This is a genomic window from Curtobacterium sp. NPDC098951 (assembly GCF_044759965.1).
GTDB lineage: Bacteria > Actinomycetota > Actinomycetes > Actinomycetales > Microbacteriaceae > Curtobacterium.
Genome location: NZ_JBIWAG010000005.1, coordinates 126,399 through 148,616, shown reverse-complemented (window position 1 = coordinate 148,616; position 22,218 = coordinate 126,399). Strand labels below are relative to the sequence as shown.

General features: G+C 70.7%; 22 protein-coding genes. 13 read left to right on the top strand and 9 right to left on the bottom strand.

Annotation, left to right across the window (positions count from 1 at the left end; genetic code table 11):
• Nucleotides 1-43: 43 nt before the first annotated feature.
• Entirely contained in the window at nt 44-373 is a 330-nt protein-coding gene (locus ACIQUC_RS14675) for a hypothetical protein (protein ID WP_402268308.1), read from the top strand.
• Between the two features lie 92 nt (nt 374-465).
• Here the strand turns inward: ACIQUC_RS14675 and ACIQUC_RS14670 are convergent, their stop codons facing one another.
• Together ACIQUC_RS14670 and ACIQUC_RS14665 are read right to left on the bottom strand one after the other, a co-directional pair.
• The gene (locus tag ACIQUC_RS14670; protein WP_022905912.1) at nt 466-738 is read right to left on the bottom strand and encodes an HPr family phosphocarrier protein; all 273 of its coding nucleotides are present in this window, start codon (nt 736-738) and stop codon (nt 466-468) included.
• 77 nt (nt 739-815) lie between these two features.
• Complete coding sequence (locus tag ACIQUC_RS14665; RefSeq protein ID WP_402268305.1) at nt 816-1,586, bottom strand: DeoR/GlpR family DNA-binding transcription regulator; 771 nt, start codon at nt 1,584-1,586, stop codon at nt 816-818.
• A 261-nt stretch (nt 1,587-1,847) separates the two neighbouring features.
• Between ACIQUC_RS14665 and ptsP the strand changes: the two genes are divergently transcribed.
• From ptsP to ACIQUC_RS14645, 4 genes are all read left to right on the top strand, one after another.
• Nucleotides 1,848-3,503 (top strand): phosphoenolpyruvate--protein phosphotransferase, encoded by a 1,656-nt coding sequence (gene ptsP, locus ACIQUC_RS14660; RefSeq protein ID WP_402268302.1) that lies wholly within the window; start codon nt 1,848-1,850, stop codon nt 3,501-3,503.
• A gap of 63 nt (nt 3,504-3,566) precedes the next feature.
• The gene (locus ACIQUC_RS14655; protein WP_402268299.1) at nt 3,567-5,123 is read left to right on the top strand and encodes a PTS mannitol transporter subunit IICB; all 1,557 of its coding nucleotides are present in this window, start codon (nt 3,567-3,569) and stop codon (nt 5,121-5,123) included.
• Nucleotides 5,124-5,208: 85 nt separating this feature from the next.
• Nucleotides 5,209-5,646, top strand: coding sequence for a PTS sugar transporter subunit IIA (locus tag ACIQUC_RS14650; RefSeq protein WP_022907882.1), 438 nt, complete (start codon nt 5,209-5,211; stop codon nt 5,644-5,646).
• The gene (locus ACIQUC_RS14645) at nt 5,643-6,800 is read left to right on the top strand and encodes a mannitol-1-phosphate 5-dehydrogenase (protein ID WP_402268296.1); all 1,158 of its coding nucleotides are present in this window, start codon (nt 5,643-5,645) and stop codon (nt 6,798-6,800) included. Before ACIQUC_RS14650 ends, ACIQUC_RS14645 begins: the two co-directional genes overlap by 4 nt.
• Before the next feature lie 92 nt (nt 6,801-6,892).
• Here the strand turns inward: ACIQUC_RS14645 and ACIQUC_RS14640 are convergent, their stop codons facing one another.
• Nucleotides 6,893-7,891, bottom strand: a complete 999-nt coding sequence (locus tag ACIQUC_RS14640) for a diacylglycerol/lipid kinase family protein (RefSeq protein WP_402268293.1) — start codon at nt 7,889-7,891, stop codon at nt 6,893-6,895.
• Between the two features lie 187 nt (nt 7,892-8,078).
• Here ACIQUC_RS14640 and ACIQUC_RS14635 point away from each other — a divergent pair, with 187 nt between their 5' ends.
• The 5 genes from ACIQUC_RS14635 to ACIQUC_RS14615 all read left to right on the top strand — a co-directional run bounded on the left by ACIQUC_RS14635 (nt 8,079) and on the right by ACIQUC_RS14615 (nt 12,315).
• On the top strand, nt 8,079-9,341 hold the full coding sequence (locus ACIQUC_RS14635) for an ice-binding family protein (protein WP_402268290.1): 1,263 nt from the start codon (nt 8,079-8,081) through the stop codon (nt 9,339-9,341).
• A gap of 10 nt (nt 9,342-9,351) precedes the next feature.
• Entirely contained in the window at nt 9,352-10,296 is a 945-nt protein-coding gene (locus tag ACIQUC_RS14630) for a zinc-binding alcohol dehydrogenase family protein (protein ID WP_402268288.1), read from the top strand.
• A gap of 139 nt (nt 10,297-10,435) precedes the next feature.
• Nucleotides 10,436-11,050 (top strand): DUF805 domain-containing protein, encoded by a 615-nt coding sequence (locus ACIQUC_RS14625; RefSeq protein ID WP_402268285.1) that lies wholly within the window; start codon nt 10,436-10,438, stop codon nt 11,048-11,050.
• A 170-nt stretch (nt 11,051-11,220) separates the two neighbouring features.
• On the top strand, nt 11,221-11,499 hold the full coding sequence (locus ACIQUC_RS14620) for a DUF4190 domain-containing protein (protein ID WP_022907489.1): 279 nt from the start codon (nt 11,221-11,223) through the stop codon (nt 11,497-11,499).
• A gap of 147 nt (nt 11,500-11,646) precedes the next feature.
• Complete coding sequence (locus ACIQUC_RS14615; protein WP_402268282.1) at nt 11,647-12,315, top strand: DUF805 domain-containing protein; 669 nt, start codon at nt 11,647-11,649, stop codon at nt 12,313-12,315.
• 124 nt (nt 12,316-12,439) lie between these two features.
• Here ACIQUC_RS14615 and ACIQUC_RS14610 read toward each other — a convergent pair whose 3' ends face one another.
• The 6 genes from ACIQUC_RS14610 to ACIQUC_RS14585 form a co-directional block, all read right to left on the bottom strand.
• Complete coding sequence (locus ACIQUC_RS14610) at nt 12,440-13,084, bottom strand: TNT domain-containing protein (protein WP_402268279.1); 645 nt, start codon at nt 13,082-13,084, stop codon at nt 12,440-12,442.
• 24 nt (nt 13,085-13,108) lie between these two features.
• Nucleotides 13,109-13,882, bottom strand: coding sequence for a succinate dehydrogenase iron-sulfur subunit (locus ACIQUC_RS14605; protein ID WP_022907492.1), 774 nt, complete (start codon nt 13,880-13,882; stop codon nt 13,109-13,111).
• Nucleotide 13,883: 1 nt separating this feature from the next.
• Nucleotides 13,884-15,677 carry a succinate dehydrogenase flavoprotein subunit gene (gene sdhA, locus ACIQUC_RS14600; protein ID WP_022907493.1) on the bottom strand — a complete coding sequence of 598 codons (1,794 nt, stop codon included), beginning with the start codon at nt 15,675-15,677 and terminating at the stop codon, nt 13,884-13,886.
• An 82-nt stretch (nt 15,678-15,759) separates the two neighbouring features.
• Nucleotides 15,760-16,206: a succinate dehydrogenase, hydrophobic membrane anchor protein gene (gene sdhD / locus ACIQUC_RS14595; protein ID WP_079236494.1), complete on the bottom strand. Its 447-nt coding sequence runs from the start codon at nt 16,204-16,206 to the stop codon at nt 15,760-15,762.
• A gap of 11 nt (nt 16,207-16,217) precedes the next feature.
• Nucleotides 16,218-16,667 carry a succinate dehydrogenase, cytochrome b556 subunit gene (gene sdhC, locus ACIQUC_RS14590; protein WP_083857977.1) on the bottom strand — a complete coding sequence of 150 codons (450 nt, stop codon included), beginning with the start codon at nt 16,665-16,667 and terminating at the stop codon, nt 16,218-16,220.
• A 77-nt stretch (nt 16,668-16,744) separates the two neighbouring features.
• Nucleotides 16,745-17,983, bottom strand: a complete 1,239-nt coding sequence (locus ACIQUC_RS14585) for a glycosyltransferase family 4 protein (RefSeq protein WP_402268274.1) — start codon at nt 17,981-17,983, stop codon at nt 16,745-16,747.
• Nucleotides 17,984-18,205: 222 nt separating this feature from the next.
• On the opposite strand from ACIQUC_RS14585, the gene ACIQUC_RS14580 reads away from it, so the two are divergent.
• The 3 genes from ACIQUC_RS14580 (at nt 18,206) to ACIQUC_RS14570 (ending at nt 22,200) form a co-directional block, all read left to right on the top strand.
• A complete protein-coding gene (locus ACIQUC_RS14580) occupies nt 18,206-19,321 on the top strand; it encodes a mannose-1-phosphate guanylyltransferase (protein WP_402268271.1) in 1,116 nt (371 codons plus the stop codon).
• Nucleotides 19,322-19,530: 209 nt separating this feature from the next.
• A complete protein-coding gene (locus ACIQUC_RS14575; RefSeq protein WP_402268268.1) occupies nt 19,531-20,604 on the top strand; it encodes a BMP family protein in 1,074 nt (357 codons plus the stop codon).
• A gap of 75 nt (nt 20,605-20,679) precedes the next feature.
• A complete protein-coding gene (locus ACIQUC_RS14570) occupies nt 20,680-22,200 on the top strand; it encodes an ABC transporter ATP-binding protein (protein ID WP_402268265.1) in 1,521 nt (506 codons plus the stop codon).
• The last annotated feature ends 18 nt before the right edge of the window (nt 22,201-22,218 follow it).

The window sequence follows — 22,218 nt, the reverse complement described above, 5'->3', positions numbered from 1 at the left end:
TCGGCGGGTGCCGACACGGACGCGCCGGTCGTAGGCTCGCGCCGTGACCGTCGTGATGACCGTGGGCGAGGTGCTCGCCGCGTTCCGACCCGTGGCCGAGCAGATGCTGCGTCCGGACGAGTTCCGCGGAGCCGAGTTCTGGGTCTACACCGACGGGCTCGAACGACTCCGCCGCGTGGTCGAGACAGACGTTGCCGACGAGGGCATGGTCCTCGCGTGGTCGATCGCCGGCGACGACGGCGATTCCTGGCTGTGGCTCCAGGAAGGCGAGCAGGAGATGCTCCTGAAGATCGCCGATGACCTGCAGGACTTCATCGCCGAGAGTGCCTTCGCCTGGGGCGAGCTGCGCCCGATCCCGACACTGGGGCAGTAGGGGCGACCGGACGACGGACGGGAGGCGCGGTGCCAGCCGGCACCGCGCCTCCCGTCCGTCTCGTGGTCGCGTCCGGGACGCGCCCCGCGCGATCAGGCCGCGTCGTGGTCCGTCTTCAGGAACTCGACCAGGCTGTCCGCGGTCGTCTCGGCGTCGTCGCCCGAGACCGTCAGGGTGACCTCGTCGCCGTTCTCGATGCCGAGGCCGAGGAGCGCGAGGATGCTGCCCGCGTTGCCGGACTTGTCGCCCTTCGCGATGGTGACCTGGTGGCCGGACGCGGTCACGGTCTGGACGAAGAGGGAGGCGGGGCGGGCGTGCAGCCCCGACGCGCTGGCGACGGTGACGGTGCGGGTGGCTTCGGACATCGATGTACTCCTGTCGATGGGTGGTTGGCTCATGGTAGCGAGCGCGGGGTGGGCGGTTCCGGTGCGCCTGACCGAGGTCAGTCGCGGCCCGGCCAGAAGACCTCGGTGCCGGCGGCCTCGACCTCGCGGACGAGGTCGGCGTTCACGCCGGGGTCGGTGATGATCGTGTCGATCGCGGCGAGCGGGGCGACACGACCGAACTCCTCGCGGCCGAACTTGGTGTGGTCGGCGAGCAGGATGCTCCGGCGGGCGGACTTGATCATCGCGGACTTCACGGCGGCCTCGGCCATGTTGTGCGTCGTCAGGCCGCGTTCCGGGGTGATGCCGTTGATGCTGATGAACGCGACGTCGACGCTCACCATCCCGATCAGCTGGTGCGTCCAGGTCCCGACGCCGGCGAGCGAGTCGCTCCGGATGTTGCCGCCGAGCAGGTGCAGGTCGATGCCCGGCCGGTTCGCGACGGCCATCGCCACCGGCAGGGAGTGGGTCACGACCGTGAGGCCGCGGTCGTTCGGGAGCAGCTCGGCGAGGCAGATGGTCGAGGTGCCGGCATCGATCATGATCGAGCCGTTCTCGGGCAGCTCCCCGATCGCAGCCTCGGCGATGACCATCTTCTCGGCCTGGTTGATGCCGCCGCGGTCGCCCACGCCCGGGTGCAGGGTGATGCGCTCGACGGGGATCGCGCCGCCGTGCGCGCGACGGACCAGCCCGCGCCGCTCGAGCGAGGTCAGATCGCGGCGGATCGTCTCCGGCGTGACCTCGAGCAGCTCGGCGAGGTCCTTCACGTCGACCCGACCCTGCGCCCGCGCCTGCTCGACGATGCGCTGGTGGCGCTCTGGTGCGTACATCGGGGCCTCGTCGTCTCGGAACGGTGGAGTCGGAACGGAACGGACACGACCGGGCACGTCCTCGGCGACCATGACCGGAACGGTTCAGCCACCAGACGCAAACGGGCATCTGTTTCTGCATTTTTATCCCCGGATGTGTTTGTTTGTCAACGTGGATCGGGGTATGGTGCTGCACAGCCGCACCGGCGGGGTCCCGTCTCCGGTCGTGCGCACCGAACGAACCACCCCACCGCAAGCGCGCGTGAGATGAAGGAGTCTCGAATGTCCGAACTGCTCGGCACCGGCGTCGGCCGCGGCGTCGCCCACGGCCCCGTGCTCCGCATGGCGGACCCGCTCGGCGAACCGTCGAAGGACGCGCTGACGGGTTCCGCGGACGACGCGAAGCAGGCGGTGGCCTCGGCGCTGGCAGCGGTGGCGGACGACCTCAACAAGCGCGGGCAGCTCGCCGGCGGCGACGCTCAGGCCGTGCTCGAGGCGCAGGCGCTCATGGCGCAGGACCCGACGCTCCTCGACGACGTCCACGCCCGCATCGACGGCGGCACCAACGCCGAGCGCGCCGTCTTCGAGGCGTTCGGCCAGTTCCGCGACCTGCTCGTGTCGATGGGCGGCTACATGGGGGAGCGCGCGGCCGACCTCGACGACGTCGCCCAGCGCATCGTCGCCAAGCTCCGCGGCGTCGCCGCACCGGGCGTGCCGGAGTCCGACACCCCCTTCGTGCTCGTCGCCCGCGACCTCGCGCCCGCCGACACCGCGCTCCTCGACCTCGAGAAGGTCCTCGCCCTCGTCACGCGCGACGGCGGCCCGACCTCGCACACCGCGATCCTCGCCCGCGCCAAGGGCATCACCGCCATCGTCGGCGTCACCGGTGCCGACGACCTGGCCGACGGGCTCGAGGTCGTCGTCGACGCCGCGGCCGGCACCGTGGTCACGGACCCCTCCGCCGAGCTCGTGGCCGACGTCGAACAGCGCATCGCCGACCGCCTCGCCGCGGCCGCAGCGCCCCTGACCGCCGGTGCGCTCGCCGACGGACACACCGTCCCGCTGCTCGCGAACCTCGGCAGCCCGGCCGACGCCGCGGGTGCCGTTGCTCTCGGTGCGGAGGGCGTGGGGCTCTTCCGCACCGAGTTCCTCTTCCTCGACTCGCCGAAGGCGCCGACCGTCGACGAGCAGAAGGGCTCCTACAAGCAGCTGCTCGAGGCGTTCCCGGGCAAGAAGGTCGTCGTCCGGGCGCTCGACGCGGGTGCCGACAAGCCGCTGCCGTTCCTCACCGACAAGGACGAGGAGAACCCGGCCCTCGGTCGTCGCGGACTCCGCGCGCTCCGGAACCACCCCGAGGTGCTCCGCGACCAGCTCACCGCCCTCGCCCAGGCCGACGCCGAGACCGAGGCCGACCTCTGGGTGATGGCGCCGATGGTCGCCGACGCCGAGGAGACCGAGTACTTCGTCGACCTGGCTCGCGAGCTCGGCATCCGGACCGCCGGCGTCATGGCCGAGGTCCCCTCGCTCGCGCTCATGGCCGACCAGGTGTTCACCTCCGCCGACTTCGTGTCGATCGGCACGAACGACCTGACCCAGTACACGATGGCCGCCGACCGCATGCTCGGCACCGTCGCGTCCTACCAGGACCCGTGGCACCCCGCCGTCCTCCGACTCGTCGCGCAGCTCGGCACCGCCGGACAGCACGCGGGCAAGGCCGTCGGGATCTGTGGCGAGGCGGCAGCCGACCCGCTGCTCGCCGTCGTGCTCGTCGGACTCGGCGCCACGACCCTCTCCATGACCCCCGCGGCCCTCGCCGACGTGCGTGCCGAACTCGGCAAGTACACCCTCGCCGAGGCCCGCGAGATGGCCCAGGCGGCACTCGCCGCGTCGACGGCGGCGGCTGCGAAGTCCGCCGCGGCCGCGGCGCACGCCGCCTGATCCGACCCCAGCACCACCTTCCCTCCACACGCAGCAGCAGCACCTCACAGAAAGTCACCGCACATGACAACGTCGTCCGTTGCAGCGCCCGACGCTCCCGCGAAGTCGCGGGGCGGCGCACGCGTCGCCGTTCAGAAGTTCGGCACGTTCCTCTCCGGCATGGTCATGCCCAACATCGCGATCTTCATCGCGTGGGGCATCATCACGGCCTTCTTCATCGAGACCGGCTGGACCCCCGTCGGGATCCTCGGTGGCTTCGGTGAGACGAACGGCGTCGCCAACCCCGGCGTCGTCGGCCCGATCCTGACGTACCTCATCCCGCTCGCGATCGCGATCCAGGGTGGCCGGATGGTCTACGAGACCCGCGGCGCCGTCGTCGGTTCGATCTTCGCGATGGGTGTCATCCTCGGCGCCAACGGCACCGTGATGATCCTCGGCGCGATGATCTGCGGCCCGCTCGGCGCGTACATCATCAAGCAGATCGACAAGATCTGGGACGGCAAGATCCGCCCGGGCTTCGAGATGCTCGTGAACAACTACGCGGCCGGCATCCTCGGCTTCGTGCTCGCCATGATCGGGTTCTTCTGGCTCGCGCCGGTCTTCAAGGCCATCGCGAACGGCCTCGGCGCGGCGGTGGAGTTCCTCATCAACCACTCGCTGCTCCCGCTCGCCAGCGTGATCATCGAGCCGGCGAAGGTGTTCTTCCTCAACAACGCCATCAACCACGGTGTGCTCGACCAGCTCGGTGCCGCCCAGGTGAAGGAGTCGGGCAAGAGCATCCTCTTCCTGCTCGAGGCGAACCCCGGCCCCGGTCTCGGCATCCTGCTCGCCTTCACCTTCTTCGGCGTCGGCATCGCCCGCTCGACCGCTCCCGGCGCGATCATCATCCAGTTCCTCGGCGGCATCCACGAGATCTACTTCCCGTACGTGCTGCAGAAGCCGGTGCTGTTCATCGCCGTCATCCTCGGTGGTGCGACCGGTGTCGCGACCAACGTGGCGTTCCACTCCGGCCTCGTCGCCCCGGCGTCCCCCGGGTCGATCTTCGCCGTGATCGGCTCGACCGCGAAGGACAGCTTCGTCGGCGTCATCCTGTCGGTGATCCTCTCGGCAGCGGTGTCCTTCGCCGTGGCCTCGTTCTTCCTGCTGGCCACCCGCAAGCGTGACCTCGCGAACGGCGGCGGCGACATGAGCGCCGCGATGGCGAAGCTCCAGGCCAACAAGGGCCGCGACGTCAACGCCGCGACCTCCGGCCTGCTCGGCAACAACGCCCCCGCCAACGACGAAGAGGCCGAGGCCTCGCTCGGCGGCGTCGGTTCCGCATCGACCGCGACGGCCACCCGCGTGCAGAACGTCGTGTTCGCCTGCGACGCCGGCATGGGCTCGAGCGCGATGGGCGCGAGCGTCCTCCGCAACAAGGTGAAGAAGGCCGGCATCGAGGGCGTCACGGTCGTCAACAAGGCGATCGCGAACCTCGACGGCACGGAGGACCTCATCATCACGCAGGAGGAGCTGACCGACCGCGCGAAGCAGAAGAACCCGGGGGCACAGCACGTGTCCGTCGGCAACTTCATGAACGCGCCGCAGTACGACCAGGTCGTCGACCAGCTCAAGAACCAGTAACGCAGTGCAGTATCGGAGGGGACGGGCCACGGCCCGTCCCCTCCACACGTCCACGACGCCACGTCACGAAGCAAGGAGAACCCCGATGCCCGTCCTGCAGGAGAGCCAGATCCGGATCCACACCGAGGACACCGCACCGACGAAGTCGGAGGCGATGAAGGAGGCGGCCGAGATCCTCGAGGCTGCAGGCGCGGTCACCGCGGACTACTACCCGGCCATGCTCGAGCGCGAGAAGAGCGTCTCGACGTACATGGGGAACTTCCTCGCCATCCCGCACGGCACGAACGACGCGAAGGACGCCATCAAGTCCTCGGCGCTGTCGTTCATCCGCTACGCGACGCCCATCGACTGGGACGGCAACCCCGTCCGCTTCGTCGTCGGCATCGCCGGCGTCAACAACGAGCACCTCGACATCCTGTCCAAGATCGCGATCGTGTTCAGCGACGAGGACGAGGTCCAGAAGCTGACCGACGCGCCGGACACCGCCGCGATCCTGTCGATCCTCGGCGAGGTCAACGAGTGAGCACCCCCACCGCGGTCCACTTCGGCGCGGGCAACATCGGCCGCGGCTTCGTCGGACTGCTGCTGCACGAGGCCGGGTACGAGGTCGTCTTCGCCGACGTCGCCGCGCCGCTCATCGACGCGCTCGCCGCTGCCGACTCGTACACCGTGCACGAGGTCGGCCACGACGCGCGTGACCACGAGGTCACGAACTTCCGCGCGCTGAACAGCGCCCAGGACGAAGCCGGCGTCGTCGCCGAGATCGCCGCCGCCGCGGTCGTCACGTGCGCCGTCGGCCCGAACGTGCTGAAGTTCATCGCCCCGGTCATCGCCCGGGCCCTCGAACAGCGCGACCCCGACGCCGCCCCGATCGCGGTGATGGCGTGCGAGAACGCCCTGAACGCCACCGACCGTCTGCGCGAGTTCATCGTCGAGGCGCTGCCGGCCGACGTGCGCGACCAGGCGCTCGCCAAGGCCGTCTTCGCGAACACCGCCGTCGACCGGATCGTCCCGGCGCAGCCCGACGGTGCCGGCCTCGACGTCACCGTCGAGACCTACTACGAGTGGGCCATCGACCGCACGCCGTTCGGCGGGGACGAGCCCGAGATCCCGGGTGCCCACTACGTGGACGGCCTCGCCGCCTCGATCGAGCGCAAGCTCTTCACCGTCAACACCGGGCACGCCACCGTCGCCTACCACGGCTTCCTCGCGGGGGCGGACAAGATCTCGGACGCGATCGCGATCCCCGCGGTCCGCTCCGAGCTCGAGTCGGTGCTCGCCGAGACGAGCGACCTGCTCGTCCGTCGTCACGAGCTCGACCCAGAGGTGCACCGCGCCTACGTGCAGGCGATCATCGGCCGCTTCGAGAACCCGCACCTGCCCGACACCGTGACCCGGGTCGGCCGGCAGCCGCTTCGGAAGCTCTCGCGGGACGAGCGGTTCGTGTCGCCCGCTGCCGCCCTCGCCGAGGACGGCACGGAGCCGACGGCACTGCTCGACGCGATGGGTGCCGCGCTGCGCTTCGACGTGCCGGACGACGAGCAGAGCGTCGAACTCCAGGCACTGCTGCGTTCGGACCGGAGCGACGCGGACGTCGTGACCGAGATCACCGGGCTCGACCCGCAGCACCCGCTGCACGCCGCGTTCGCGGACCGGGTGCGGTCCGCGCGCGCCTAGCGTCCTCGACGCCCCCGAGAGACGGACGGGAGGCGCGGTGCCGGCTGGCACCGCGCCTCCCGTCCGTCGTGCACCCGCGTCGGACCGCCGCGTCAGGCCGTCCGCAGCACGAGACCGCCGTGCTCGACGCGCAGGCTGGCGGCGGCCACCAGGCCGAACGGATCGCCGTCCAACTGCAGCTGCTCGGGCTCGTCGAGCACGAGGTCGAGTCGCCGCGCCGTCGTGTAGCCGAGGGTCCGCGACCGCGGCAGGAAGCGTGCGAGCAGGCGGCCGAAGCCCGTGCGGTGGAAGAAGCGGTTGAGCGAGAGGCCGTAGCCGATCTTGGTCCACCCGACACGTCCACGCGGTCGGAACGCCACGGCGTCGAGGAGTCCGTCGTCCGGTTCCGCAGCGGGCAGGAGCAGGAGGCCGGCGGTGAGGGTGCCGCAGTTGCCGACGATGACCGTGTGTGCGCGCATGCCGTGCTCCTCGCCGCCGTCGAGGCGGTACCGGAGGTCGATCTGACGGTTGCCCACGACGGACCGGAGGATCGGGTCGGAGTAGGCGAGCCACCCGAAGCGCTTCTTCAGCCCGGCGTTCGTCTCGGCCGCCATCCGGGCATCGAGACCGATGCCCGCCATCACGAGGAACGCGTGCTCGGCGGTGTCCCCGTCCGCTGAGGTCAGCGCGGCGAACGCGACGTCGACGGGACGGTCCGCGCCACGGAACGCCGACCGGACCGCAGCCGTCACGTCACCGATCGGGATACCGAGGTTCCGCGCGTAGAGGTTGCCGGTCCCCGTCGGGAGCAGGGCGATCGGGATCCGGGATCCGTGCAGGACCTCGGCTGCCACCCGGAGCGTGCCGTCGCCACCGACGACCAGCACGACGTCGGGCGCACCGGCTCGCGCCTCCTGCGCGGCGGCGCGGCCGTCGTCGCCGGCAGCGGTCTCGAACCACACCGTGTCGTCCCACCCGAGCGACCCCTGTTCGGTGGCGACCGCCGAACGGAGGGCGGCGAGGTCGACCGCCGAGGGGTTGACGACCACCGCGGCCCGCTGCCGCGCGCTCGGGCGTCGGTCGGGGTCGAGGGCTTCGTGGGGAGAGGGCACCAGACGACGCTACCGTCGGGCGCGGTGCCGGAACGGTCGGTACCGGGCGTGTCCGAACCGCGCGGATCCGGCGAACCTGGCAATCCGGGTCGGTCTGCGCAGGAACACGGGCCAGACTCGCAGCACGGCGAGTGCCGGGCGCCTTCGGCACCTGAGCGGTACCTCTCCTGAACAGGCAGGGGCCGTCATGGCCAGCACGCCCATCGTCCGCTCACTCACCCTCATCGGCACCGGGATCGGACTGGCGGCGGCGCTCGCGCTCGCGTCCTCCGCACCGGCATCGGCCGCGACCGTCATCGACGGTCCGATCAACCTCGGCACCGCAGCGACCTACGGGGTCCTCGGTGCCTCCACCGTCACGAACACCGGGCCGACGACCGTGCAGGGCGACCTCGGCGTCTCGCCGGGCACCTCGATCACCGGCTTCGGCGGCACCGGGAACGGCATCGTGAACGGCACGGTGCACCAGACCGATGCTGCGGCCACCCAGGCGCAGGCCGACACGACGACGGCGTACGGCGTGGCCGCGTCGCTCACCCCGACCCAGACCGGGATCACCGAGCTGAACGGTCTGAGCCTGTCGCCCGGCGTGTACACCGGCGACGCGCTGCGACTCGCCGACACCGGGACACTGACGCTTGCGGGCAGCGCGGACTCCGTCTGGGTGTTCCAGGCCGCGTCCACGCTGACGATCGGGTCGGGTACGCGCATCCTCATCACCGGCGGGGCCAGTTCCTGCAACGTCTTCTGGCAGGTCGGCAGCTCCGCCACCATCGGCAGCGCCGCACAGTTCCAGGGCACCGTCCTCGCGGACCAGTCCGTCACGGCCACCACGGGTGCGACGGTCGTCGGCCGACTCCTCGCACGGAACGCCGCGGTCACGCTCGACACGAACACCATCACGGCGCCGACCGGCTGCCCGGCCCCCGGGACGCCCTCCGAGACGGTCGCGCCGACCATCACCTCGGGCACGCCCACCGCAGCGACCGCCGGGACGCCGTACTCGTTCCCGGTGACCGCGACCGGCAGCCCCGCGCCGACGTACTCCGACGGTGGCACGCTCCCGCCGGGACTCACCATCAACCCCACCACCGGGGTCATCTCCGGCACCCCGACGACACCCGGCACCACGACCGTGACGATCACGGCGGACAACGGCACGGCTCCGGCCGACACCGAGACGTACGTCCTGACCGTCCGCGCACCCGCGGTGGTCCCGTCGCCGTCGGCCACCCCGACGGCTCCGACGTCGAGCGCCCCGGCGGTCCCGGTCGCGGCCGGCTCGGGCGGCGGTGGCTCGGGGACGTCCCCGGCCGAGCTGGCGTTCACCGGCAGCGACCCGACGATCCCGCTCACGATCGCCGGAGCGCTCCTCGTCGCCGGCTCCGCACTCCTCGTGCTGCGGTCCCGTACCCTGCGGACCCGAAGACGTCCGGCACCGCGCGCGTAGCGTCGGGGGCATGACGAAGCACTGGGTTGCACCGCGGTTCGGCGGCAGCGAAGTCCTCGAGTACGTCGACACCGAGGTGCCGGCACCCGGCCCGGGCGAGGTGACGATCGACGTCCGTGCCGCCGGGATGAACCCCGCGGACACCAAGCACACCCGGCAGGGCGACCCGTCGGACCTGCCCGTCCCCGTCGGCTACGAGGTCGCTGGGGTCCTCGTCGCCGTCGGACCGGACACCGAGATCGCCTCGGGTGGGGGAGCGGTCGGCGACGAGGTCCTCGCGTTCCGGGTCGCCGGCGGGTGGGCCGAACGGATCACGGTGCCCGCCGGGGACGTGTTCGCGAAGCCGGCGTCGCTCGGGTTCCCCGAAGCGGCGAACCTGCTGCTCGCCGGCACCACCGCGGCCGACATGCTCCGGGTCACCCGTGCGACCGGCAACGACACCGTCCTCGTGCACGGCGCCGCCGGCGCGGTCGGGGTCAGCCTGCTCCAGCAGCTCCGGCTCCTCGGCGCCCGCGTGATCGGGACGGCGTCCGAGCGGAACGCCGACACCGTCGCGGACTTCGGTGGCGAGTGGATCGCGTACGGGGACGGGCTCGAGGACCGCGTCCGGGCGCTCGTCGGCGACGGCACGGACGACCGTGTCGACGTCGCGCTCGACTGCGTCGGCACCGACGAGGCCGTCGACGTCTCCCTCGCGCTCGTCGCCGACCGCTCGCGCATCGTGACGATCGCCGCGTTCGGCCGGGCGGAGTCGGACGGCATCCGAGCGATCGGCGGTGCCCAGCCGGAGAGCAAGGCGTTCCGCGACTCGGTGCGCCAGCGGTTGATCGACCTCGCCGCCTCGGGGGAACTGGTCGTCCCGGTCGCGCGGACGTTCCCGCTCGCCGAAGCACGGCAGGCCGCCGAGGTGCTCGAGTCGCAGCACCCCGGCGGGAAGCTCGCACTCGTCCCCTGACCCTCTGGTGCCCACGTGCCGCGGGGCGCCGCGGTCCGTTGAGTCGTCCGCAGGGATGACGCGTCGGTGCCCCGGCTCTGCTTGACTCGAGGCGCATCGACACGGCTCTGCACGAGCAGGCCACCGGAAGGAACGAACCGTGAGCGACCAGTACCCGCCGCAGGACCCGTACGGCCGACCGTCCGGTGGGCCGAGCCCGTACGGCCAACAGCCGTCCGGCGGGCCGAGCCCGTACGGGCAGCAGCCGTCCGGTGGGCCGAGCCCGTACGGCCAGGACCCGTACGGGCAGCAGCCGTCCGGTGGGCAGAACCCCTACGGCTCGCCCACGCCGAACGGGCAGCGGCAGGGGCCGCCGCCGCTCTGGGCACCCTGGTACGGGATCCCGTTCCCGCAGGCGTTCCTGCGCTTCTGGAAGAAGTACGTCCGGTTCGACGGACGCGCCAGCAAGAGCGAGTTCTGGTTCTGGGCGCTCTGGTACGTGATCGGCAACGCGGCGATCGGCATCGTGGGCTCCGTCATCAACGCGCTGCCGTACATCTCGAACGCCGACGACCGCCTCGTCCAGCTCTGGGCGCTCGCCACCTTCATCGGGTTCATCGCGCTGACCGTCCGCCGCCTGCACGACGTGAACCTCAGCGGGTACTTCGCCCTGTTCTTCGTCATCCCGCCGATCGGCGTCCTGTTCGCGCTCATCGTGGGCCTGCTCGCCACGGTCCCGCAGGGGCAGCAGTACGACCGACCCGATCGCGGCTGAGCACCCGGAGTCGGCACGGTCCGGGCTCCGAGCGGCGGCGACGAGCGTGCGCGTCCCCTGATCGGGGGTCGTCACGCGGTAACCCGAGGCGCGCTCGATCGATATGGTCGGGAGCGCTGGGCACTGCGCCCGGCAGCGTCCAGCACGTCACACCACCGAGGGGATCCCACATGACCAACGCACAGCCCTACCAGTCCGCCCCCGCTCCGGCCTCCGACCGCTACAGCGTCCTCGCGATCGTCGGGTTCATCCTCGCGTTCGTCGTGAACATCGCGGGGCTCGTCGTCAGCATCATCGCGCTGACCCAGATCAAGAAGACGGGTGAGCGCGGCCGCGGCCTGGCGCTCGCCGGGGTCATCATCTCCGCACTGTCGATCGTCTTCGGCATCATCTCGATCATCGTGTTCGCCTCGGCCGCCGCGAACATGGGCACGACGACCGGGTACTGATCACCGCGCTCCAGCTCGACCCGAGGCGGCCCGCTCCCGAGGAGCGGGCCGCCTCGCCGTCCGACGGGGGCGGACGACGGGGACGGACGACGGGGCGTCGGTCTGGTTGACTCTCTTCCGTACTCGAGCCGACACACAGGGGGACCCATGAGTGACCAGTACCCACCGCAGAACCCGGACGGACACGAGCCGCAGGGCCAGCAGCCCTCCGGCCAGCCCGGCCAGCAGCCGTACGGCCAGCCCGGCCAGCAGCCGTACGCACAGCAGCCCTACCAGCAGCCGTACGCACAGCCCGGCCAGCAGCCGTACGCACAGCAGCCCTACCAGCCGCAGCAGCACGTCCCGGTCGGCCCCGACGGCGTCCCGCCGCTGTGGGCCCCCTGGTACGGCATCGGGTTCCTCGACGCGTTCAAGCGCTTCTTCGCGAAGTACGCCCGGTTCGACGGGCGGGCCAGCCGCAGCGAGTTCTGGTACTGGATCCTCGCCAACGCCATCGTCACGATCGTCCTGTTCGGCGGGTTCTACGCGGTGCTGATCGGCTCCCTCGTGAGCAGCACACGGGTCGACGCCTACGGCAACCCGTCGGGTGACGCCGCGCCGTCCCCGATCGCGTTCGTGTTCCTCGGCCTGTACGGCATCTGGTGGCTGGGCACCCTCGTCCCGAACATCGCGCTCGGCTGGCGCCGGGTCCACGACGCGAACCTCGCCGGCCCGTTCTGGCTGATCGGCATCTTCGTGAACATCGCGGCGATCGTCTTCGGCGTCCTCGAGTCGAACCCCGCGGGTGCGCGGTTCGACCGACCGGACCTCGGGTAGTCCATCCCGCACGACGAAGCGACCCGCACGACGAAGCGGCCCGCACCGGAGGGTGCGGGCCGCTTCGTCGTGCGGCATTCGTGCTGCGGGAGCGGCGCGGCAGTCGTGGATCAGGTGACGCGCATCAGACCACGCGGAGGCGTGAGAGCGAACCGTCCACGACGAGGTCGCGCACCGTCACCGACGGATCCGCCGTCTGGAAGCGCAGCGCGCCTCCGGGCTGGTCGAACCAGGGCTGGACGAACCGGACGGTCACGAGGAACGGCCGTTCGACCAGGTAGCGGTGCGTCTCGGGCGACCCGGCCACGTGCGGCGGGAGCGACCGCTGCGCCAGCGGCGTGTCGAGGGGGTGCAGGAGGTAGCCGTCCGGGCCGCCGATCCGGTCGACCGGCACGCCCGCCGGGATCTGGATGGTCAGCCCCTGCTCGCCCGCCTGCGCGACCTGCTGCGCGAGCTGCGGGTACGTGGACGCCGCCCGGTCGCGCAACCCGTCGAGCTCGTGGCGGGGGATGTCCTTCGGCGCCGGGAACGGACGGTTGAGGAACCGCCGGAGCATCTCGACGGCATCGGCTTCGCCGCGGGCGGTCGCGAGACGCCGGGCGGTGCCGTAGTCCACGACCTCGAGGGCGAAGTCACCGGCACCCTCGACCGGCACGACCCGCAGTGCTCCCTCGACCGGGGGCTCGTGCAGGGTCTCTCCGGGGAGCTGCACGTAGCGGATCGTGTAGCCGAGCTGGTCGAGGATGGGGCGGGTCTCCGCGAACGTCATGGCCGCGAGCCTACCGGGTGCGACCTATGCCTTCCCTCGCATGATCGCCTGCTTGACCTCGGAGATGGCCTTCGTGACCTGGATGCCGCGCGGGCAGGCGTCGGTGCAGTTGAAGGTGGTGCGGCAGCGCCAGACCCCCTCCTTGTCGTTGAGGATGTCGAGCCGGACGTCGGCAGCGTCGTCGCGCGAGTCGAAGATGAACCGGTGCGCGTTGACGATCGCCGCGGGGCCGAAGTACTGGCCGTCGGTCCAGAACACCGGGCAGGACGACGTGCACGCGGCGCAGAGGATGCACTTCGTGGTGTCGTCGAAGCGGGCACGGTCGGCGACGGACTGCACGCGCTCCTTGCCCTTCTCCGGTGCCGAGCTCGCCTGCAGGAAGGGCTGGACCTCGCGGAAGGACTTGAAGAAGGGCTCCATGTCGACGACGAGGTCCTTCTCGAGCGGCAGCCCCTTGATCGCCTCGACGTAGATCGGCTTCGACACGTCGAGGTCCTTGATGAGGGTCTTGCAGGCCAGCCGGTTGCGGCCGTTGATGCGCATCGCGTCGGAACCGCACACACCGTGGGCGCAGGAGCGACGGAAGGTCAGCGAGCCGTCCTGGTCCCACTTGATCTTGTGCAGCGCGTCGAGGATGCGGTCGGTCGGCAGCATCATGACGTCGAAGTCCTGCCAGCGCGGCTCGTCGTCGACGTCCGGGTCGAAGCGCCGGATGATCAGGGTGACCGAGAACGATCCGGGAGGGGCGTCCTGCACGGTGTCGGTGCGGGGTGCGTCGGAGACCAGGGTGTCGGTCATCTCAGTACTTCCTCTCCATCGGCTGGTACCGCGTCACGACGACTGGTTTCCAGTCGAGGGTGATGTGGTCGTCGGCGAGTGACGAGTGCGGATCGCCCGTCAGGTACGCCATGGTGTGCTGCATGTAGTTCTCGTCGTCGCGCTTCGGGTAGTCGTCGCGCATGTGGCCGCCGCGGGACTCCTTGCGGTTGCGGGCCGAGTAGACGACGACCTCGGCGAGGTCGAGCAGGAACCCGAGCTCGACCGCCTCGAGCAGGTCGGTGTTGAAACGCTTGCCCTTGTCCTGCACGGAGACCTGCATGAACCGGTTCCGGAGCGTGTGGATCGTCTCGGTGACGCGGGCCAGGGACTCGTCGGTGCGGAACACCTGCGCGTTCTTGTCCATCTCGTCCTGCAGTTCCTTGCGCAGCACGGCGATGCGCTCGGTGCCGGTCGACGCGCGGAGCTGGTCGAGCATGTCCTTGACGGCCTGCTCCGGGTGCTCGGGCAGCGGCAGGAAGTCGGCGGTCTTGACCCACTCGGCCGCGTTGTTGCCGGAGCGCTTGCCGAAGACGTTGATGTCGAGGAGCGAGTTCGTGCCGAGTCGGTTCGAGCCGTGGACCGAGACGCACGCGCACTCGCCGGCGGCGTAGAGCCCGGGGACGACGGTCGTGTTGTCGTACAGGACCTCGGCCTTGACGTTCGTCGGGATCCCGCCCATCGCGTAGTGCGCGGTCGGCATCACGGGCACCGGCTCGACGACCGGGTCCACACCGAGGTAGGTGCGGGCGAACTCGGTGATGTCCGGGAGCTTCGTCTCGAGCACCTCGGCGCCGAGGTGCGTGCAGTCGAGCAGCACGTAGTCCTTGTTCGGACCTGCGCCGCGGCCCTCTGCGACCTCTTGCACCATGCACCGGGCGACGATGTCGCGGGGTGCGAGGTCCTTGATCGTCGGGGCGTAGCGCTCCATGAACCGCTCACCCGAGGCGTTGCGGAGGATCGCGCCCTCGCCTCGGGCACCCTCGGTCAGGAGGATGCCGAGGCCCGCGAGCCCGGTCGGGTGGAACTGGAAGAACTCCATGTCCTCGAGCGGGAGACCGGTGCGCCACACGATGCCGACGCCGTCGCCGGTGAGGGTGTGCGCGTTCGAGGTCGTCTTGTACATCTTGCCGAAGCCGCCGGTGGCGAAGATCATCGCCTTGGCGTGGAAGACGTGCAGGTCGCCGGTCGCGAGCTCGAAGGCGACGACACCGGCGGGCTGCTTGCGGGTGACGCCGTCGTCGCCCGTGACGTCCACCATGATGAGGTCGAGCGCGTAGAACTCGTTGAAGAAGTTCACGCCGAGCTTCACGCAGTTCTGGAACAGCGTCTGCAGGATCATGTGACCAGTGCGGTCGGCCGCGTAGCAGGCGCGGCGGACGGGGGACTTGCCGTGGTCGCGCGTGTGCCCGCCGAAACGGCGCTGGTCGATCTTGCCCTCGGGCGTGCGGTTGAACGGCAGACCCATGTTCTCGAGGTCGATGACCGCGTCGATGGCCTCCTTCGCGAGGATCTCAGCGGCGTCCTGGTCGACCAGGTAGTCGCCGCCCTTGATCGTGTCGAAGGTGTGCCACTCCCACGAGTCCTCTTCGACGTTCGCGAGCGCCGCGGCCATCCCGCCCTGCGCTGCACCGGTGTGCGAGCGGGTCGGGTACAGCTTCGAGATGACGGCCGTCTTCGCCTTCGGGCCGGCCTCGATGGCGGCACGCATGCCGGCACCGCCCGCGCCGATGATGACGATGTCGAACTGGTGGTGGTGAACGGTGGTCTCGGTCACTGGGGCCTTTCCGGGGTGGTGGCCGCGCCGTCGGGGGAGTGGACGGCGGGCGAGTAGGGGGTCGCGGCTGCGGTCGGCGGGACTACTGCGCGGGGCAGAACGACGGCAGGTCCGCGGCGGCTGCACCGGCGGGGCACGGGTCGAACGTCCAGCAGACGAGCAGGCCGAGCACGATGAGCACGACGCAGGCGATGAGGATCGCGACGAGCAGGGTCTTGCGGATGCCCGGCTTCGACACGTAGTCGTTGACGATCGTGCGCATGCCGTTCGACCCGTGGATCAGCGCGAGGACGAGCATGAGCGAGTCCCACACCTGCCAGAACGGCGACGCCCACTTGCCGGCGACGAACGCGAAGTCGATCTGCTTGACGCCCTCCCCCGCCACCATGTTGACGAAGAGGTGCCCGAAGATCAGCACGACGAGCAGGACGCCCGAGCCGCGCATGTAGATCCAGCCCCACTTCTCCCAGTTGGTGGTGCGACGGGCTGCTGCTGCGGAGCGCGGGGGCTCGATGGTCTGCGTGGTCATCCGGATGCCCCCTAGTTGAAGTCCGCGACGAGGTTCATGAGCTGGCGCGGCAGGAAGCCGGCGATGGCGATCGCCCAGAGGACGAGCACGATCCAGAACATGGCGCGCTGGTACTTCGGGCCCTTCGACCAGAAGTCCACGAGGATGATCCGGAGCCCGTTGAACGCGTGGAAGACGATCGCCATCACGAGGGCGATCTCACCGAGGTTCATGATCGGCGTCTTGTACGTGCCGATGACCGCGTTGTACGCCTCGGGGGACAGCCGCACGAGGGCGGTGTCGAGGATGTGCACCAGCAGGAAGAAGTAGATCGCCACACCGGTGATGCGGTGCAGGACCCAGGACCACATACCGGTCGAGCCCCGGTAGAGGGTCCCTTGCGGTGTCCGAGAAGCGCGCGGCGCATCGATCGTCACCCGGGGTGCGGCGGTCGCCGTACCCCCTCCGGTCTGCTCGGCCATGAGCTCGTCCTCCCATAGGACGGGCTCGCCCGATCGGCGAGCCCTTGCCGTTCGTGTTCGTGTGGAACACGGCCATCCTATGCGCCTGCGCTGACCTTCTCGTGCCAACCGGTCCGGGCACCTCGCGTCGCGGCGGGCGGCGCGCCGATCGTGCGGGCCGTGTCGTGGTGGCCGAGCAGCTGGTCGCCGACCGCCTCCCACGTCGTGCCCTCGACCCGGAGCCGTCCGGCGGAGCCCATCCGTGCGGCCTGGGCGCGGTCGTGGTGCAGGGCGAGCACCGCGCGGCGGAGGGCCTGCGGCTCGTCCGGGTCGTACAGGTCGCCGTCGAGTCCGGGGGCGACCAGGTCGACCGGGCCGCCGGCCGCGGGTGCGATGACCGGCAGGCCGCTCGCGTGGGCCTCCTGCAGGGTCTGCCCGAACGTCTCCGCCGGACCGGTGTGCACGAACAGGTCCAGGGTGGCGTAGGCGTCCGCGAGCGCGTCGCCGCGCAGCGGCCCCGTGAAGGTGACGTCGAGGTGCCGGAGCCGCCGTTCGAGCATCGCCCGCGACGGACCGCCGCCGGCGACGACGATCCGGACCCCCGGGACGCCGCCGAGCTCGGCGAGCCGCTCGACCTCCTTCTCCGGTGCGAGCCGCCCGACGTACCCGACGATCGTCTCGCCGCGCGGTGCGATCCGCCGCCGGAGCGCCCGGACGTGCGCCGAGGAGCGCCGCGCAGGGTGGAACAGGTCGGTGTCGACGCCGCGACCCCAGCGGGCGACCCGCGGGACGCCGTCCTCGGCGAGCATCGCCGCGGTCGCGCTCGACGGCGCGAGCGTCAGCGACGCGCCGGCGTGGATGCGCCCGAGGATCTTCCGCACCAGCGGGACGGTCGCGGTCAGGCCGTTGCGGCGGGCGAACCCGGCCACGTCGGTCTGGAAGACGGCGACGGAGGGGATGCCGAGCCTCCCGGCCGCCGTGATGGCGCGTCCACCCAGCAGGAACGGACTGGCGGCGTGCAGCACGTCGGCGCCGGAGGCGGCGAGGATCGTGTCGAGCACCGGGTGGGGGAGTGCGACCGGGAACTGGCGGTACGCGACCGCCGGGACCCGGTGGACGTCGAACGAGCGGTAGCGCTCCACCTGCGTCCGCGAGCGGAACTGCGCGATGCCGGGGGTGTCCGGCGCGATGACGACCGCGCGGTGACCGCGGCGTTCCAGGTGGTCCAGCACCGCGAGGACGCTGGTGGTGACGCCGTTGAGGGTGGGCAGGAAGCTCTCGGTCACGACGGCGACGGTCCGTTGGGACGTGCCGCGCTCCACGCTGCGTGCGTTCATGGCGATGCCCATGCTCGGCCCCGGGTGTGTCCCGTCGGGGCCGCCGACGTGAACGCCCGGCACGCAGGCGATGAACAGCCGCGCCCGCGGGTGGACGGGAGGCGCGGCGCACGACCGGCGGGACGGCTGCGGCCGGCGCGTGCGGACTCCCGCACCGCGAGCGTGCGGGAAGGGTGCGGGAAGCACCCAGGTCGCGCACGGTGGCACCGGTACGGTGAGCACGTGGCAGACGCACTCGAGGACTTCTACGCGATCATCCCCGCCGGGGGCATCGGATCGCGACTGTGGCCGTTGTCGCGCGCCGACGCGCCCAAGTTCCTGCACGACCTGACCGGGTCCGGCACCTCGCTGCTCCGGCAGACGTGGGACCGCCTCGCGCCGCTCGCCGGCGAGCAGCGGATCATGGTCGTGACGGGCCGGGCGCACCGCGTCGCCGTCGAGTCCCAGCTCCCCGGCGTCGCGGACCACAACGTCGTGCTCGAGAGCGAGCCGAAGGACTCCACCGCCGCCATCGGCCTCGCCGCGGCGATCCTGCGGCGCCGCGAGCCGGACGTCGTCATCGGCTCCTTCGCCGCCGACCACGTCATCGGCGACGCCCGTGGGTTCCGCCGGTCGGTCCGCGAGGCGGTGGTCGCCGCGCGTGCCGGATACATCACCACGATCGGGATCACGCCGACCGAGCCCGCGATCGGCTTCGGCTACATCCACGCGCACGGCGACCCGATCGGCATCGACGGGGCCCCCACCGCCCACGCGGTCCGCTCCTTCGTCGAGAAGCCGGACCTCGACACCGCACGGTCCTACGTCGAGCAGGGCACCTACCTCTGGAACGCCGGCATGTTCATCGCCCGGGCCGACGTGCTGCTCGCCGAGATCGGCCGGACGAAGCCCGCGCTCCTCGCCGGCCTCGAGGAACTCGCCGACGCGTGGGACACCTCGGCACGCGGTGCCGTCGTCGACGCGGTGTGGCCCGAGCTCGAGAAGATCGCGATCGACTACACGGTGGCCGAGCCCGCGGCCGCTGCCGGACGCATGGCGGTCATCCCCGGCGACTTCGACTGGGACGACGTCGGCGACTTCGCCTCGCTCGCGAAGCTGCAGTCCGGCGGCCGCGCCAACAACCTCGCGGTGCTCGGTGACGGCGCCCGCATCCTCGCGGACTCGTCGAGCGGCATCGTCGTCTCGCATAGCCAGCGGCTCATCTCGCTCATCGGCGTCGAGGACATCGTCGTCGTGGACACCCCCGACGCCCTGCTCGTCACCACGAGTGCGAACGCGCAGCGGGTCAAGGGTGTGGTGGATGCACTGAAGATCAGCGGCCGCGGCGACGTCCTGTAGCGCTCCACCACGAAAAGCGTTTGACGTCCCCCGAACTGGGGGTCCCGCCGTGACACCGCGTTACGGGCGCGTTTCCGCGCGGTCGCGATCCCGTAACTGATCCCAGGAGTCCCTCAGGGGCGTTCTGTACCGGCCGGGCGGTCGTGTACTGTCGCCACGATCGCCCGGAACGCACGTGGTCCGGGCACGCTCCCCGGAGGAACCCACCCGTGACATCTCGTACCCGTCAGGTCCTGTTGAGCTCCCTCGCGCTGGCCGGCACCGTCGCCGTCCTCGCCGGCTGCTCGGCCGCCCCGTCCGACACCGCGACCGGCAACAAGACCAGCTTCCGCCCCTGCATGGTCTCCGACGCCGGTGGCTTCGACGACAAGTCGTTCAACCAGCTCGGCTTCGAAGGCATGAAGGACGCCGCCGCGGACCTCGGTGCCACCTACAAGTCGGCCGAGTCCAAGGACGCCACCGTCTACGACTCGAACATCGAGCAGCTCATCGGCCAGAACTGCAACCTCATCGTCACCGTCGGCTTCAACCTCGCCGACGCCACGAAGAAGCAGGCCGCCGCGAACCCCGACACCGACTTCGCGATCATCGACGACAACTCGATCGACGCCAAGAACGTCAAGCCGATCACGTTCGACACCTCGCAGGCGGCGTTCCTCGCCGGCTACGCGGCCGCCTCGTACTCGAAGAGCGGCGTCGTCGGCACCTTCGGCGGCATGCAGATCCCGACCGTCACGATCTTCATGGACGGCTTCGCGGACGGCGTGAAGTACTACAACGAGCAGAAGTCGAAGGACGTCAAGGTCGTCGGCTGGGACGTCGACAGCCAGAAGGGCTCGTTCACGGGCGGCTTCGAGGCCGGCACCCAGGCCAAGGCCGTCGCGCAGACCCTCATCGACCAGGACGCCGACGTGATCCTGCCCGTCGGTGGCCCGATCTACCAGTCCGCTGCCGAGGCGATCAAGGACGCGAACAACGGTTCCGTGCTGATCGGTGCGGACAGCGACCTGTACGAGGCCGATCCGCGCTACAAGGACATCGCGTTCACGTCCGTCGAGAAGGGCATGCGCCCCGCCGTCAAGGACGTCGTCGAGCAGGCTGCGGACAAGAAGTACTCCAACGAGCCGTACGTCGGCACGCTGAAGAACGACGGCGTCGGCATCGCGCCGTTCCACGACTACGCCGACAAGGTCGACAGCGGCCTCGAGAAGGAGCTCGACACCATCAAGTCGGGCATCATCGACGGGTCGATCAAGGTCGAGACCAAGGCGACCGTCAAGTAGTCCGGTGGACGCGGGCGGGGGACCCTCCCTCGCCCGCGTTTCCGTGCGCCGATCACAGAAACAGACTCTGAGAACATGAAGCTCGAACTCCGCGGCATCACGAAGCGGTTCGGCCCCCTCGTCGCCAACGACCACATCTCGCTCACCGTCGAGCCGGGTGAGGTCCACTGTCTCCTCGGGGAGAACGGCGCCGGCAAGTCGACCCTGATGAACGTCCTGTACGGCCTGTACCAGGCGGACGAGGGCGAGATCCTGCTGGACGACGTCGTCCAGGACTTCGACGGCCCCGGTGACGCCATGCGTTCCGGCATCGGCATGGTGCACCAGCACTTCATGCTCGTCCCCGTCTTCACCGTGGCGGAGAACGTCATCCTCGGCCAGGAGCAGACCGCGTTCGGCGGCCGGCTCGACCTCGCCGGCGCCCGCAAGCGCGTCCGCGAGATCTCGGAGCGGTTCGGGTTCGACGTCGACCCGGACGCCAAGGTCGAGGACCTGCCCGTCGGCGTGCAGCAGCGCGTCGAGATCATCAAGGCGCTGTCCCGCGACGCGAAGGTCCTGGTGTTCGACGAGCCGACGGCCGTCCTCACCCCGCAGGAGACCGACGAGCTGATGGGCATCATGCGGCAGCTCCGCGCCGCCGGCACCGCCATCGTCTTCATCACCCACAAGCTCCGCGAGGTCCGCGAGGTCGCCGACCGCATCACCGTGATCCGTCTCGGCAAGGTCGTCGGCGAGGCGTCGCCCACCGCGACCAACAACGAGCTCGCGGCGCTCATGGTCGGCCGCGCCGTCTCCCTCGTCGTCGACAAGGCGCCGGCCACCGAGGGCGAGGACGCGCTCGTCGTCGACGGGCTGACCGTCACCGACCCGTCCGGCATCGTGCTCGTCGACGACGTCTCGTTCACGGTCCGGCGCGGCGAGGTCCTCGCCATCGCCGGGGTCCAGGGCAACGGGCAGACCGAGCTGACCGAGGCGATCCTCGGCCTCGAGCCGGTGCACGCCGGGCACGTCACGCTCGACGGCCGCGAGCTCACCGGCCGCACCGTCAAGCAGATCCTCGACGCGGGCGTCGGCTTCGTTCCGGAGGACCGCAAGGAGGACGGGCTCGTCGGCGAGTTCACCATCGCCGAGAACCTCATGCTCGACCGTGCCGACCACGCCGAGTTCGTCCGCGCCGGCACGATCCGGTCGGCGGAGCGCGACGCGTTCGCCGACGAGAAGATCGCCGAGTTCGACATCCGCACCCCGAGCCGCGCGACCGCCGCCGGCCGGCTGTCCGGCGGCAACCAGCAGAAGATCGTCCTCGCCCGCGAGCTGAGCCGCGAGCTGCGGCTGTTCGTGGCGGCGCAGCCGACGCGCGGCATCGACGTCGGGTCGATCGAGTTCGTGCACAAGCGCATCGTCGCCACCCGCGACACCGGAGTCCCGGTCATCGTCGTCTCCACGGAGCTCGACGAGGTCGTGGCACTCGCCGACCGGATCGCCGTGATGTACCGCGGCGCGATCGTCGGCATCGTCCCCGCGGACACCCCGCGGGACGTCCTCGGCCTGATGATGGCCGGCGAACTCCCAGAAGGAACGGCGCAGGTCGCATGATGGCCGCAGAACTCCACA

Excerpts from the sequence above, each read along its gene's own strand:
- ACIQUC_RS14630 (WP_402268288.1), top strand. The coding sequence starts at position 9,352 with ATGACGAAGCACTGGGTTGCACCGCGGTTCGGCGGCAGCGAAGTCCTC.
- ACIQUC_RS14655 (WP_402268299.1), top strand. The coding sequence starts at position 3,567 with ATGACAACGTCGTCCGTTGCAGCGCCCGACGCTCCCGCGAAGTCGCGG.
- sdhC (WP_083857977.1), bottom strand. The coding sequence starts at position 16,667 with ATGGCCGAGCAGACCGGAGGGGGTACGGCGACCGCCGCACCCCGGGTG.
- ACIQUC_RS14670 (WP_022905912.1), bottom strand. The coding sequence starts at position 738 with ATGTCCGAAGCCACCCGCACCGTCACCGTCGCCAGCGCGTCGGGGCTG.
- ACIQUC_RS14585 (WP_402268274.1), bottom strand. The coding sequence starts at position 17,983 with ATGAACGCACGCAGCGTGGAGCGCGGCACGTCCCAACGGACCGTCGCC.
- ACIQUC_RS14570 (WP_402268265.1), top strand. The coding sequence starts at position 20,680 with ATGAAGCTCGAACTCCGCGGCATCACGAAGCGGTTCGGCCCCCTCGTC.
- ACIQUC_RS14605 (WP_022907492.1), bottom strand. The coding sequence starts at position 13,882 with ATGACCGACACCCTGGTCTCCGACGCACCCCGCACCGACACCGTGCAG.
- ACIQUC_RS14610 (WP_402268279.1), bottom strand. The coding sequence starts at position 13,084 with ATGACGTTCGCGGAGACCCGCCCCATCCTCGACCAGCTCGGCTACACG.
- ACIQUC_RS14665 (WP_402268305.1), bottom strand. The coding sequence starts at position 1,586 with ATGTACGCACCAGAGCGCCACCAGCGCATCGTCGAGCAGGCGCGGGCG.
- sdhD (WP_079236494.1), bottom strand. The coding sequence starts at position 16,206 with ATGACCACGCAGACCATCGAGCCCCCGCGCTCCGCAGCAGCAGCCCGT.
- ACIQUC_RS14620 (WP_022907489.1), top strand. The coding sequence starts at position 11,221 with ATGACCAACGCACAGCCCTACCAGTCCGCCCCCGCTCCGGCCTCCGAC.
- ACIQUC_RS14650 (WP_022907882.1), top strand. The coding sequence starts at position 5,209 with ATGCCCGTCCTGCAGGAGAGCCAGATCCGGATCCACACCGAGGACACC.
- ACIQUC_RS14635 (WP_402268290.1), top strand. The coding sequence starts at position 8,079 with ATGGCCAGCACGCCCATCGTCCGCTCACTCACCCTCATCGGCACCGGG.
- ptsP (WP_402268302.1), top strand. The coding sequence starts at position 1,848 with ATGTCCGAACTGCTCGGCACCGGCGTCGGCCGCGGCGTCGCCCACGGC.
- ACIQUC_RS14615 (WP_402268282.1), top strand. The coding sequence starts at position 11,647 with ATGAGTGACCAGTACCCACCGCAGAACCCGGACGGACACGAGCCGCAG.